This window comes from Mesorhizobium sp. WSM3224, from assembly GCF_000427725.1.
Classification (GTDB): Bacteria; Pseudomonadota; Alphaproteobacteria; order Rhizobiales; family Rhizobiaceae; genus Mesorhizobium.
The window spans coordinates 175,436-188,224 of the sequence record NZ_ATYO01000001.1 but is presented as its reverse complement, the minus strand read 5'-3'; the positions used below and the strand labels follow the sequence as shown (position 1 = coordinate 188,224).

Below are 12,789 nucleotides of genomic sequence, written 5' to 3'. Positions count from 1 at the left end.
TCCCTGTCGTTGGTTGTTGTTGGATTTGGCTCAGGAAAAGCCGAGGGCGGCCCCATGCGGCGCCCAGACGATCGCCGTCACGATGGCCAGCATCGCCGGAGCGGCGATCAGGATGCCGGCAACGAGCGGCCGCAAAGGCCGCGCACCGGGAAGCAGGCTTTGCAGCCGGCCGCGCACGAGCACGGCCGCAATCGGCGGCAGGGATGAAAGGACGAGCGCGGCGGGATTGGCCTTGGGCGCCAGCAGCGCCACCTGGATCAGCACCGTAGCCGCAGCGTAGAGCAGCAGGAATTCGACGCCTTCGCTCCATAAGGTGGCTGCGCCGCCGCGCAGCGTCGCGAGATACTGCACGAGGCACCAGCCGCCGATCAGCGCGGCAATCGAGCCGAGCAGTTGCCCAGTGACCAGAGATGCGCCGAGCACCGAGACGATGGCGCCGGAGAGCGACAGAGCGAGCACCGCCGCCGGTGCCAGGAACGGCTCTTCCGCGGGCGGCGACGGCGAAGGTTGCTGCGCGGTAAGCATCGCGGCGCCGATCAGCATCGACAGCCCGACGGCCAGCGCGGCGATCATCTGAAGGTCGAGCGAGCCGCCTGCAAGGCGCCGCCAACCGAGCCACAGGAAGGCCGCCGCAAAAGCGATGGCGGCGAGAAAACCTGTTCCGCGGCCCAGCATACGCCCGGGCAGCAGGCCGACAACGATACCGGCAAAAGCGAGATAGATCAGCTTCTGGCTGGCGGCGACCGGCGGCATGACCGGCGGACCAAGCGTGTCCCAGTAGAAGAACAGGAGCAGCGCTGCCCAGAACAGCGCCAGCACCGGCGACGCGGCCGGCAAGGCGAAACGTGCAAGCAAGGCAAGCGCGATGCCGAGCAGCAGCGGCAGCGCGGCCGTGGTGACCATCGGATTGCCGAGAACCGCGCTCAATCGTTGCCACCCTCCAGGACCGTCGAGACGTGCCGGCGTGGCCGATCTCATGTGCGATCTTGATTGGCCAAAGGCGGGCCGTCTTGTCCGAGCGGGAACTTTGTTTTGACTGAGAGCGCACTCGCGCCAATGGCGGCTTGAAGGGGGTAAGCGCGCTCCATAACCCTCCGGGAAATTGAACGTCAGCATTCGAGGAGGATGGCGTGAACGAGAGAACCGTGCCGCCGATCAGCGCGGCTGCCGCCGCATTCCTGTCGCGCCCACACCGGCCTTTCATCAACGGGCGTTTTGTCGAGGGTCTTACGGGCGAAGGTCTTGCCGTCGACGATTCCGCCTCCGGTGAGATCGTCGCGCATGTGCCCGAGAGCGGCCCGGAGCTTGTCGACCAGGCGGTGCGCGCGGCACGCGCGGCGCTCGAAGGGCCATGGGCATCGATGCGCCCTGTCGATCGTCAGAATCTGATGCTGAAGCTCGCCGATCTGGTCGAGGCCGACGCCGATCTGCTGGCCGAGATCGAGAGCGTCGAGAACGGCAAGTCGCTGGGCGTCGCCCGCATGCTGAGCGCCGGCGGCACCGTCGACTGGCTGCGCTATTACGCGGGTTGGGCAACCAAGATCGAAGGCTCGACCTTCCAGGTCTCGATTCCGGTGCCACCTGGCGCCAAGCACCACGCGATGACGGTGATGGAGCCGGTCGGCGTGGTCGGCGCCATCGTGCCGTGGAATTTTCCGCTGCTGATCGGCATGTGGAAGATCGCGCCGGCGCTGGCCTGCGGCTGCACGATCGTGCTCAAGCCGCCGCAGGAAACGCCGCTTGGCCTGCTGAGGCTCGCCGAGCTGATCGAGGCGGCGGGCTTTCCACCCGGCGTCGTCAACATCGTCACCGGCAGCGGCGCCGTCACCGGCGAGGCGCTGATCTGCCATCCCGGCATCGACAAGCTGACCTTCACCGGCTCGACAGAGGTGGGAAAACGCGTCGGCCACGCCGCGGTCGACCGTGTCGCTCGCTTCACGCTGGAGCTTGGTTCCAAGTCGCCGATGATCCTGTTGGCCGACATGGAAGACGGCATCGAGCCGCTGCTCGCCGGGCTCGGCATGTTCTTCAACCAGGGCCAGGTCTGCACTTCGGCGGCCAGGCTGCTGATCGAGAAGTCGATCTATGACCGCACGCTGTCGCGGCTGGCCGAGATCGCCGACGGCATGACGATGGGCGCCGGCCGCGACGCCGAAGCGCAGATCAATCCGCTGGTCTCTGCCAAGCATCGCAACAGCGTGCAGGGTTTTGTCGAACGCAGCCTGGCGGCGGGCGTCGAACGGGTGAGCGGCGCGCGGCCGGTGCCGACCAGGGGCCATTATGTCGCGCCGACCATCCTGCATCATGTGAAACCGGACATGGAGATCGTGCGCGAGGAGGTGTTCGGGCCGGTCGTGGCGGCAATGCCTGTCGCCGACCTCGACGAGGCAATCCGCGTCGCCAACGACACGCGCTACGGCCTGTCGGCCTCGATCTGGACCCGCGACATGGGCAAGGCGATGACGGCGATCCACGGCCTCAAGGCCGGCACAGTGTGGGTGAACTCGCACAACACGCTCGACCCGGCCGCCCCCTTCGGCGGCTTCAAGCAGTCCGGCATCGGCCGTGAGCATGGCCGCGCGGCGATCGAGGGCTACCTCGAAACCAAGACCGCCATCATGCGCTACGCCTGACCAGATGACGGAGGTCTACGACTATATCGTCGCCGGCGCCGGATCGGCCGGCTGCACGGTGGCAAACCGGCTGGTCGCGGCCGGCAAGCGCGTGCTGGTCGTTGAGGCCGGCCCGGCCGATAACACGCGCTTCATCGATATGCCCGCCACCTTCGCCAAGGTGATCGGCACGGCGCGCAGCTGGATCTACCAGTCGGAGCCGGAGCCCAGCGTCGGGGGCCGCTCGCTGCCTATCCCGCAGGGGCGCACTCTCGGCGGCGGGTCCTCGATCAACGCCATGCTCTACATCCGCGGTCAGCCGGAAGACTATGACGGCTGGCGCGATCTCGGCTGTCCAGGCTGGGGCTGGGACGACGTGCTTCCCGTCTACAGGCGGCTGGAGCGCAACGAGCGCCTGGCCGGCGATCGGCATGGCACCGAAGGTCCGCTGCCGGTCGCCGACCCGTGCTACAGACATCCGCTATCGCTCGCCTATGTGCGCGCGGCGCAGCAGGCCGGCCACCGTTTCAATGACGACTTCAACGGCGAGCGGCAGGAGGGCGTCGGCTTTTACCAGACGACGACGGCCAATGGCGAGCGTCAGTCGGCGGCCAAGGTGTTTTTGCGACCGCTCGCCGGCGACGCCAATCTCAAGGTCGTCACCGACGCGCTGGTGACCGGACTGACGCTGGAGAACGGCGCCGCGAGCGGACTGTCCTACATGACGCCAGACGGCCAGACCCATACGGTTTCGGTGAGAGCGGAAGTGATCCTCGCCACCGGCGCGCTGGCGACGCCAAAGCTGATGATGCTGTCCGGTCTCGGCCCGGCCGCGCATCTGGCGGAGATGGGCATTCCCGTCATCCGCGACATGCCGGCGGTCGGCCAGGATCTGCAGGATCATGTCGCAGCCCCCCTCTACGCGCTAACCCGCAAGCCGGTCTCGCTGCTCGGCGAGGACCGCGGCTTCAAGGCGCTGCGGCACGGCATCGAATATCTCTTGTTCCGTCGCGGCTTGCTGACCTCCAACGTCGTAGAGAGCGGCGGCTTCTTCGACACCGATGGCGACGGCCGGCCCGATGTGCAATTCCATGTGCTGCCGGTGATGATCGAGAACGCCGAGCACGGCTCGGTCGAGCGCCACGGGATGGAGCTGAACCCGTGCGTGCTGCGGCCCAAGTCGCGCGGCTCGGTACGGCTACGCTCCGCCAACGCACGCGACCCGATCCGCTTCACCACGGGTTTCCTGTCGCACGCCGAGGATCTCGCGCTGTTGCTGGCGGGGATGAAGGTCGCCCGCGCGATCCTGCGCCAGCCGGCGCTGCGCGAGGTCGTTGCCGAGGAGCTTGCGCCCGGCAAGGCCGACAACCTCGGCGACGAGGCGATCACCGATCACATCCTCCGCCACGCCAAGACCGTCTACCACCCGTGCGGCACCTGCCGGATGGGAACGGACGACGATGCGGTGGTCGATCCGCAGCTTCGCGCGCGCGGCGTGCCGCGCCTGCGCATCGCCGATGCCTCGATCATGCCGCGGCTCACCAGCGGCAACACCAACGCGCCGGCAATCATGATCGGCGACCGCTGCGCGGACTTCATCCTGGGTTAGCCCAGTGAAATCCATGCCGTCTTGAGGTCGGTGTATTTCTCGATGGCGTGGAGCGACTTGTCGCGGCCGAAGCCGGACTGCTTGAAGCCGCCGAGCGGCACCGTGATGTCGGCGCCGCCATAGGTGTTGACGTGGACGACACCGGCGTTGATGGCGCGCACCATGCGGTGCGCTGTCGACAGGTTCGATGTCCACACCGCCGACGCAAGACCATAGACGGTCGCATTGGCAAGGCGAACGGCCTCTTCCTCGGTCTCGAAACGCATGACACCGAGCACCGGCCCGAACACCTCCTCGCGGGCTAGCTGCATTTTCTCGGTCACATTCTCGAAGATCGTCGGCGCCATGTAGCTGCCGCCTGTCTCCGTCAGGATCCGCTCACCGCCGGTGACCAGACGGGCGCCCTCCTCCGAGGCTTTGGCGACAAAGCCGAGATTCTTGGTCAGCTGCTCGGCGCTCGACACCGCGCCGACGTCGCTCGAGAGGCCGAGCGGATCGCCGACCTTCAGCTTCGTGGTTGCTTTCAGAAGCTCGTCCATGAAGCGGTCATAGACCGAGGCCTGGACCAGCAGCCGCGAGCCGGCGACGCAGACCTGACCGGAATTGCGGAAGATGCCGTTGGCCGAGACGACCGCCGCCTGCTTCAGGTCCGGCGCATCGGCAAAGACGATGTTGGGCGACTTGCCGCCAAGCTCGAGGAAGACGCGCTTGAGATTGGAACGCGCGGCATATTCGAGCAGGCGGCGGCCGACCGGACCCGAGCCGGTAAAGGCGATGGCATCGACATCCATGTGCAGGCCGAGCGCCTCGCCAGCGACGGAACCGCGGCCGGTGACCACGTTGAAGACGCCCCCCGGCAGCCCGGCCTCGACAGCAAGCTCCGCCAGACGCAGCAATGTCAGCGAGGCGATCTCCGGCGGCTTGACGACAATCGCGTTGCCGGCGGCCAAAGCCGGCGCGATCTTCCAGGCGCCGATCATCAGCGGGAAATTCCACGGCACGATCACGCCGACGACGCCGAGCGGCTCCTTGTGGATCAGCCCGAGCACATTGTCGGCCGTCGGCGCGATCTCGCCATAGACCTTGTCTATCGCCTCGGCGTAGTAGCGGATGGTGCCGGCTGCAGAGAGCGGCTCGGCCTTGTAGGCCATGCCGATTTCTGTGCCGTTGTCGCGCACGCCGAGCACCGCAAGCTCCAGCGCGTGCTTTTCGACCAGCTCGGCGAATTTCAGCAGCACCTTCTTGCGGAAGGCGGGTGCGGCGCGCGACCAGGAGCCCTTGGCGAACGCCTTGCGCGCCGAGGCCACCGCGCGATCGACATCGACGGCGCCGCCGTCGGCGATGCTGGCGAAGGGACGGCCGTCGATCGGAGAGATCACCTGCAGGCTTGCGCCGCTTTCGGCATCCGCATGGGCGCCATCGATGAACAGGCGCCGCGCGCCGACCTCGGCCTTGCGCAGCGTGTCGATGGTCTCCTGGTTGATCATTATCAGTCTGCTCCATAGGCTATATGAAGTGTCGCCGGCGCGCGGAACTCCCAGCCGCGGAAGACCGGCTCCCTGCCCGGCACGAGCCGCAGGTCGGGAAAACGCTCCAGCAGCAATCGTACCGCAAGGCACATCTGCTCGCGCGCGAAGAAGCGGCCCGAACAGAAATGATGGCCGAAGCCGAAGGCGGCGTGGTTGCCCTCGTTTCTGAGGTTGACCGCCGGCACGAAGGCGACCGGGGCGCTGCGCCGCAACTCAGCGTAGATCGGATAGGGATCGGCCTCCAGCGCCTCGACCGTGATATCATCGGCAAAGCTCATGCCGCTGCTCCCGTTGGTTGGGAAGGGGCGGCGTCGCCGCCGCCCCGTCTGTCCATCAATCCTTCAGCGGCAGACCGAGATTTTGGAAGGCGACCGGATCCCGGCTCTTCAACCCGCTCGCCAGCAGCAGTCCGACCACGGCCGCGATCAGCACCAGCGCCGGCAGGAACACACCGAGGAAGCCGCCCGCACCCGACAGGCTGCCGAAATTGATGACGATCAGGTAGATGATGACGACGAAGGCGATGAAGGTCAGCCCCGGCAGGATGGCGGTCTTCAGCGCGTTCTCCTGGGCGGATGGATTGGCGCGGAAGTACATCACCACGGCGAGCGAGGCCACCGCCATCATCACGATGACGCCGAGCGTGGCGACGTTGGTGAGCCAGGAAAACAGCGCCAGCACCGGGTCGAGGCCTAGCGCAGCGAAGAGCCCGACGACGACCGCCGCAAGCACGGTCTGGATCACCGAGGCGACATGCGGGCTTTGATGCGCCGAATGCGTCACGCCGATCGACTGCGGCAGAAGCTTCTCGCGGCCGGAGACGTAGATGTAGCGGGCGACCGCGTTGTGGAACGCCAGCACTCCGGCGAACAGGCTCGAGACAAAGAGGATGCTCATGGCGTGCGTGAGCAGCGTTCCGGCGTAGCGGTCGGAGAGGCCGAACAGGAAGGTGGTCGGGTCCTGCAAAGCCTGCAGCGATGGCAAGAGCTTGTCGACGCCGGCGCCGACCGCCATCAGCCAGGCGGTGGCCATGTAGAACAGGCCGATCAGGATGACGGAGAAATAGGTGGCGCGCGGAATGGTCACCTTGGGGTCGCGCGCCTCCTCGGCATAGATCGTCGTCGCCTCGAAGCCGATGAAGGCGGCGAAGCAGAACAGGATGGCGATCGCCGGCGCGCCGCTGGCGATCTGGCTCCAGCTGAAGGGCGCGGCCGACAGACCGCTGTCTCCACCGGTCTTGAGGATGGTGAGGTCGAGGATCAGCACGACGATATATTCGGCAAGCACCAGCACCGTCAGGATCTTGGCCGACAGGTCGACCTGGCGGTAGCCGAGCACGGCGACTATGGCGATGGCGATGAAGCTCCACACCCACCAGGGGAGATTGATGCCCCAGCCGGCAAACAGGCCGGAAGTGGCCGCACCCAGCAGGCCCATGACGCCGATCTGCATGGCGTTGTAGGAGAGGATCGCGATCAGCGCGACGGCGCCGCCAGCAAAGCCGCCGAGGCCGCGCGCGGCATAGGCGTAGAAGGCGCCGGCATTGCCGATGTGGCGTGACATGGCGACATAGCCAACCGCGAACAGGAGCAGCAGAAGCGTCACGATCAGATAGGTGCCGGCAAAGCCGGCGCCGTTACCCATCAGCATGCCGAGCGGCGTGCCGCCGGCAACGGCCGTGAGCGGTGCGGCCGCCGAGATCACCATGAAGGTGATGGCGCCGACGCCAAGGCTGTTCTTCCTCAGCCGGTTCACTACACCGGCTTCAACTGTCGTCATTTTTCCCTCCATTCCGCGCTGCGGAAACCAAGTGTCCCTGAGATGCCGAGGGCCTTCTGAGAGGGCCAATGTGCATTTCACTATTTGCAACGGCATTTCGATATTAGACTTGCAAAGGAATCGACTTGCTGTCAAGTTAATTCGCACGTTAAGTATCTGACGGAGGAACGGAGACGCGATGAGCACGGTGGCCAAAGCCGTTTCGCTGCTGGAAATACTGGGCAGCGGCGCGCCCGAGACGGCGCTTGCCGATCTCGCCAGGCGCGCCTGTTTCGACAAGGCGACGACACGCCGGCTGCTGGTGTCCCTGATTGCGCATGGACTGGTGGAGCAGGACGAAACCACGCGGCTCTACCGTCTGGGCGCCGGCATCGCGCGGCTGGCGCTGATGCGCGAAGCGCAGTTTCCGTTCCTGCGCATAGCAGCGCCGGTGGTCGAGGCGCTGGCAGCGGCGACCGGCGAGACCGTGCATCTCTCGGAATATTCAAAGCGCGGCCTGATTACCGTCCACGTCGTCGAATCGGCCAAGGCCAACCGGGTCAGCGTGCAGCTCGGCGACGTGCTGCCGATGCATGCGACGGCCTCCGGCATCGCCTTCCTGGCGTTCAGCGAGGAGCGCATCCGCGAGGCGATTCTTGCTGGGCCGCTGCCGGCGTTCACGCCTCACACCATCGGCGATGCGGGAACGCTCGCCGAGCATATCGCCGCCGCCCGCGCGCGCGGCCACTCGACCGGCTCGCAAGGTTATGAGGAAGGCGTGCTCAGCGTCGCCGCGCCCATCCTCGGCGCTGACGGCTTCGCCATCGGCACCATCGCGGTCGCTGCGCCCAGGGTGCGCGTCCACACGGGCGACATCGAGCGCCACGGCGCCGGCGTCGCGGTGGCGGCGCGCGACATCAGCGAGCGGCTTTTCGGCGGCCTGCCGGGCCGCAAACGCGCTTAGCAACAACATCACAGCAGGGAGACTGACGTGGAGGAGAAACGCCGAATCCTGGTTATCGGCACCGGCGATACCAAGGCCGACGAGCTGATGTTCATGCGCGAGCGCATCGAGGCGGTCGGCGGCGTTGCCGTGATGATGGACGTCAGCGTGCTTGGCGATCCGCCCTACAGACCGGAGCACGACCGGCATGCCGTGGCTAAGGCCGCCGACACGACGATCGAGGCGATCATCGCCAGCGGCGATGAGAATACCGCGATGACGCTGATGGCGCTGGGTGCGGCGCGGCTTGCGCGCGCTTTGCACGACAAGGGCGGGATCGACGGCTTCATCGCGCTGGGCGGCTCGATGGGCACCGACCTGGCGCTCGATGTCGCACTGGCGCTGCCGCTCGGCGTGCCGAAATTCGTCGTCTCGACGATCGCCTATTCGCATCTCTTGCCGCCGGAGCGCATCGCCACCGACCTGATGATGATCCTGTGGGCCGGCGGCCTCTATGGCCTCAACAGCGCCTGCAAGGCGGTGCTGTCGCAGGCCAGCGGCGCCGTGGTGGGGGCCGCGCGGGCAGTCGTCAAGCCGGACGAGGCAAGACCTCGGATCGGCATGAGCTCGCTCGGCAAAAGCTGCCTGAACTATATGGTGACGCTGAAGCCGGAGCTGGAAAAGCGCGGCTATGAGGTCATCGTCTTCCACACCACGGGCATGGGCGGGCGGGCGCTGGAGGCGATCGCGGCGCAGAAGGGTTTCGTCGCCGTGCTGGATTTCAGCCTGCAGGAGCTTGCCAACCAGCTCACCGGCTCGGTGGTGAATTCCGGCACCGACCGGCTGGAGAATGCCGGCCGGCAAGGCATCCCGCAGATCGTCGCGCCCGGCGCCATCGACATGGTCGATTTTCCGACATGGCAGGCCGTCCCTTCCCGCTTCACCGAACGGCCCTATCACGCGCACAACCGCCTGCTTGCCTCGGTCACCTCGGACGGCGCGACACGCAGGGAAATTGCCCGCGCCATCGGCGAGAAGCTCGCCGCCGCGACCGGCCCAACGGCCTTCATCCTGCCCGCCGGCGGAATCCAGCAATGGGACCAGGAAGGCGAGCCGCTCTACGAGCCGGAGGCGCTGTCCGCCTTTGTCGAGGAGATGCGGGCACGCGTGCCTGCCAATGCGGAGTTGCACGAGATCGCCGGTCACATCAACGATGCCGCCTTCAGCGCCAAGGCGCTGGAGATCTTCGATCGCTGGGTGACCGAAGGCATCGTTCCGCCCGGCCGCAGGCAGGCCGCATGAGCGGGCGATCGCCAGAGGCGCTGGTGCTCGACTTCGGCGGCGTCGTCACCCGCACGCTGTTCGAGACGCATGCGCTGACCGAGCAGGCGCTCGGGCTCGAGCCTGGCACGCTCGACTGGCGCGGCCCGTTCGACCCGGCCTCCGACGCGCTCTGGCGCTCGATGCAGGCCGACGAAATCAGCGAGCGTGACTATTGGAGGACGCGCACGCGCGAAGTCGGCCAGTTGGCCGGCGAAGACTGGCAGGACATGTCGACCTTCGTGCAACGGGCTCGCGGCGCCGACCCGCAGGCGGTGGTGCGGGCCGAGGCCGAGCGAGCGATCCGTATCGCGCATGAAGCCGGCATGCGGCTCGCCATCCTGTCCAACGAGCTCGACCTGTTCTACGGCGGGTCCTTCCGTGAGCGGCTGCCGCTGCTCAAGCTGTTCGAGACGATCGTCGACGCGACCTATACCAAGGTCCTCAAGCCGGACCGCCGCGCCTATGCGATGGTCGGCGAGGCGTTGAAGCTGCCGCTCGAAGCCTGCGTCTTCGTCGACGACCAGAAGCGCAATGTCGACGGCGCGCGTGCCGCCGGCATGCTCACCGTTCATTTCGACGTCGCCCAGCCGGCGCGAAGCTATGCCGAGGCGCTGGGCCATTTCGGCCTGGCGCTCTCATAATCGGAAAACCGGAGTCCCTCCCGATGCGTGACATCAACTTCCTCGCCGAAAACAACGCCAAGCCGATCTGGCATCCGATGGCGCATCCGGCAGAAATGCGGGCGACGCCGCCAAAGATCATCATGAAGGGCGAAGGCGTCTCGGTCACCGATGCCGAAGGCCGCACTGTGCTCGACGCCGTCGGGGGCCTGTGGAACGTCAACCTCGGCTACAGCTGCGATCCGATCAAGAAGGCGATGGCCGCACAGCTCGATGCCCTGCCCTATTACTCAGGCTTTCGCGGCACCTCGACCGGACCGTCGATCGAGCTCGCCTATGAGCTCACCGAATGGTTCGCGCCGGAGGGCATGGTGCGAACCTTCTTCACCTCGGGCGGTTCGGACTCGGTCGAGACGGCGCTCAGGCTTGCGCGCCAATACTGGAAGATCCGCGGCCAGGGCGACCGCACGAAATTCCTGGCGCTGAAGAAGGGTTATCACGGCACGCATTTCGGCGGTGCCTCGGTCAACGGCAACGCCAATTTCCGCCGCAACTACGAGCCGCTGCTGCCCGGCGTCTTCCACACGCCGGCGCCGATGACCTATCGCAATCCGTTCGACGAGACCGATCCCGCGAAGCTGGCGAAACTCTGCGCGCGGGCGATCGAGGAAGAGATCGCCTTCCAAGGCGCCGACACGATCGCCGCCTTCATCATGGAGCCGGTGCTCGGCGCCGGCGGCGTCATCGTCCCGCATGAAAGCTTCATGCCGATGGTGCGGGCGATCTGCGACCGCCACGACATCCTTTTGATCGCCGACGAGGTGGTGACCGGCTTCGGCCGCACCGGTGCCTGGTCGGGCTCACGGCTCTCCAACACGAAGCCGGATTTCATGACCATCGCCAAGGCGGTCACGTCAGGATATTTCCCGCTCGGTGCTGCACTGATCGGCGCCAAGGTCGCCGATGCCTTCGAGGCCGACAAGACGAGCTTCGGCTCGATCGGCCACGGCTACACCTATTCCGGCCATCCCGTCGGCTGCGCGGCGGGGCTTGCGACGCTCGCCGAGACCAAGCGGCTTGCCGTCAACGAAAATGCAGCGGCACGCGGCGTCGAGCTCGGCAAGGCGCTGGAGGCGCTGAAGGCAAAGCACGAGCTGGTCGGCGACGTGCGTTATCAGGGCCTGATGGCGGCACTCGAACTGGTCTCGGATCGCGCCGCCAAGAAGCCTGCCGACAAGAAGACGATGGCGGCCGTCGCGGACGGCGCCTATGGCGCGGGCGTCATGCTGCGTGTCTCCGGCAACACCATCATCCTGTCGCCGCCGCTGATCATCACGGCCGCCGATGTCGCGAAGATCGCGGAGGGGTTGGATGCGGGGTTGATGGCTGCTGCCGCAGCCTAAGGGAATAGGGATTAGGCAGTAGGCAATAGGGTAAGGAAAGAAAAGCCCTACGCCCTACTGCCTACTGCCAGTCGCTCTTTCCGCCACGCCGCCGGCGACCGGCCAACGGCCTGGCGGAAGAAGCGCGAGAAATAGGCCGGATCGTTGAAGCCGGTTTCGTAGGCGATATCCTCGACCGTGCGGATGGTGAAAAGCAGCAGGCGCTTGGCCTCGACCAGGCGCCTTTCGCCGATCGCCTGGCGCACGCCGGAACCCAGCGCCTGGTGCGCCGCCTTGTCGAGCAGGTGCCTGGTGGTGCCGAGTTCCTCGGCGTAGCGCTCGACCGGCCAGTCGTCGCGAAAATGGCGGTCGATCAGACGCTTCAGCCGCCCTCCCAGTGCCACCGTCGCCGGCACCGTCACCGCATGCGATTGCGCGTCGAGCCGGGCGATGTGCGACAATGCCACCGCGACCAACGGCGGCAGGATCTTTTCCGCGCCGGCCTGGACCTCGGCATATTCGGCCTGGATCATTGCAATTGTCTCGCCAAGTCTCTGCCAAAGCGCCGTCTCGCCCCGTCCGGTGACGAAGACAGGCTGGTCGAGCGGCAGGGCTGAGTGCTCGGCGATGACCCCAAGCGCTGAGTCCGCAACCGAAACGACGATGGCGTCGGTGCCCGGCTCGATATCGAATCCGTGCACCACGCCGCTCGGCATGAAGCTCACGGTCGGTGCCGAAAAACTCCAGGTCCTGTCCTCGATCCGATAGATACCCTGCCCGCTCGTCCAGAAGGTGATCTGCGCCATCTGTGGGTGCTTGTGCGCCATAACCTGGCCGCGATGCACGGAGGCGCGGGCCTGCACGGTCTCGACATGCAGGAAACCGACGTCGAGCGCTCGCGCCGGCTCGCCGTAAACGAAGAATTCCGGGATGGCGGTCTGGCTCATGAAATGCCGGAAAAAGTCCAATCAGTTTTGCCCTTTCGTCCATAAACCATTGTGACGCGTCCGGCT

11 protein-coding genes are annotated in these 12,789 nt (G+C 66.4%); 6 read left to right on the top strand and 5 right to left on the bottom strand.

The window, feature by feature from the left end:
* Positions 1–30: 30 nt before the first annotated feature.
* Positions 31–927: a hypothetical protein gene (locus YU3_RS0100915; RefSeq protein WP_027164457.1), complete on the bottom strand. Its 897-nt coding sequence runs from the start codon at positions 925–927 to the stop codon at positions 31–33.
* Between the two features lie 203 nt (positions 928–1,130).
* Between YU3_RS0100915 and YU3_RS0100910 the strand changes: the two genes are divergently transcribed.
* Positions 1,131–2,633 carry an aldehyde dehydrogenase family protein gene (locus YU3_RS0100910; protein WP_084507883.1) on the top strand — a complete coding sequence of 501 codons (1,503 nt, stop codon included), beginning with the start codon at positions 1,131–1,133 and terminating at the stop codon, positions 2,631–2,633.
* Between the two features lie 4 nt (positions 2,634–2,637).
* Positions 2,638–4,221, top strand: coding sequence for a GMC family oxidoreductase N-terminal domain-containing protein (locus YU3_RS0100905; RefSeq protein ID WP_027164455.1), 1,584 nt, complete (start codon positions 2,638–2,640; stop codon positions 4,219–4,221).
* On the opposite strand, the gene YU3_RS0100900 is transcribed toward YU3_RS0100905, so the two are convergent.
* The 3 genes from YU3_RS0100900 to YU3_RS0100890 are packed head-to-tail and all read right to left on the bottom strand — an operon-like array spanning position 4,218 to position 7,541.
* A complete protein-coding gene (locus YU3_RS0100900; RefSeq protein WP_036257611.1) occupies positions 4,218–5,708 on the bottom strand; it encodes an aldehyde dehydrogenase in 1,491 nt (496 codons plus the stop codon). The two genes, YU3_RS0100905 and YU3_RS0100900, sit on opposite strands and share 4 nt — an antisense overlap.
* 2 nt (positions 5,709–5,710) lie before the next feature.
* Positions 5,711–6,028, bottom strand: a complete 318-nt coding sequence (locus tag YU3_RS0100895; RefSeq protein WP_027164453.1) for a cytochrome P450 — start codon at positions 6,026–6,028, stop codon at positions 5,711–5,713.
* A 55-nt stretch (positions 6,029–6,083) separates the two neighbouring features.
* Entirely contained in the window at positions 6,084–7,541 is a 1,458-nt protein-coding gene (locus YU3_RS0100890; protein ID WP_198021623.1) for an APC family permease, read from the bottom strand.
* Between the two features lie 166 nt (positions 7,542–7,707).
* On the opposite strand from YU3_RS0100890, the gene YU3_RS0100885 reads away from it, so the two are divergent.
* Genes YU3_RS0100885 through YU3_RS0100870 form a run of 4 tightly spaced genes read left to right on the top strand, consistent with a single transcriptional unit; the run spans position 7,708 to position 11,797 of the window.
* Positions 7,708–8,472 carry an IclR family transcriptional regulator gene (locus tag YU3_RS0100885; protein ID WP_027164451.1) on the top strand — a complete coding sequence of 255 codons (765 nt, stop codon included), beginning with the start codon at positions 7,708–7,710 and terminating at the stop codon, positions 8,470–8,472.
* Between the two features lie 27 nt (positions 8,473–8,499).
* A complete protein-coding gene (locus YU3_RS0100880; RefSeq protein ID WP_027164450.1) occupies positions 8,500–9,753 on the top strand; it encodes a Tm-1-like ATP-binding domain-containing protein in 1,254 nt (417 codons plus the stop codon).
* Positions 9,750–10,415, top strand: coding sequence for an HAD-IA family hydrolase (locus YU3_RS0100875; protein WP_027164449.1), 666 nt, complete (start codon positions 9,750–9,752; stop codon positions 10,413–10,415). Before YU3_RS0100880 ends, YU3_RS0100875 begins: the two co-directional genes overlap by 4 nt.
* Positions 10,416–10,438: 23 nt before the next feature.
* Positions 10,439–11,797, top strand: coding sequence for an aminotransferase class III-fold pyridoxal phosphate-dependent enzyme (locus YU3_RS0100870; RefSeq protein WP_027164448.1), 1,359 nt, complete (start codon positions 10,439–10,441; stop codon positions 11,795–11,797).
* A gap of 47 nt (positions 11,798–11,844) precedes the next feature.
* Here YU3_RS0100870 and YU3_RS0100865 read toward each other — a convergent pair whose 3' ends face one another.
* On the bottom strand, positions 11,845–12,723 hold the full coding sequence (locus YU3_RS0100865) for a helix-turn-helix domain-containing protein (RefSeq protein ID WP_027164447.1): 879 nt from the start codon (positions 12,721–12,723) through the stop codon (positions 11,845–11,847).
* Positions 12,724–12,789 lie beyond the last annotated feature (66 nt).

Excerpts from the sequence above, each read along its gene's own strand:
- YU3_RS0100905 (WP_027164455.1), top strand. The coding sequence starts at position 2,638 with ATGACGGAGGTCTACGACTATATCGTCGCCGGCGCCGGATCGGCCGGC.
- YU3_RS0100865 (WP_027164447.1), bottom strand. The coding sequence starts at position 12,723 with ATGAGCCAGACCGCCATCCCGGAATTCTTCGTTTACGGCGAGCCGGCG.
- YU3_RS0100890 (WP_198021623.1), bottom strand. The coding sequence starts at position 7,541 with ATGGAGGGAAAAATGACGACAGTTGAAGCCGGTGTAGTGAACCGGCTG.
- YU3_RS0100900 (WP_036257611.1), bottom strand. The coding sequence starts at position 5,708 with ATGATCAACCAGGAGACCATCGACACGCTGCGCAAGGCCGAGGTCGGC.
- YU3_RS0100870 (WP_027164448.1), top strand. The coding sequence starts at position 10,439 with ATGCGTGACATCAACTTCCTCGCCGAAAACAACGCCAAGCCGATCTGG.
- YU3_RS0100875 (WP_027164449.1), top strand. The coding sequence starts at position 9,750 with ATGAGCGGGCGATCGCCAGAGGCGCTGGTGCTCGACTTCGGCGGCGTC.
- YU3_RS0100885 (WP_027164451.1), top strand. The coding sequence starts at position 7,708 with ATGAGCACGGTGGCCAAAGCCGTTTCGCTGCTGGAAATACTGGGCAGC.
- YU3_RS0100895 (WP_027164453.1), bottom strand. The coding sequence starts at position 6,028 with ATGAGCTTTGCCGATGATATCACGGTCGAGGCGCTGGAGGCCGATCCC.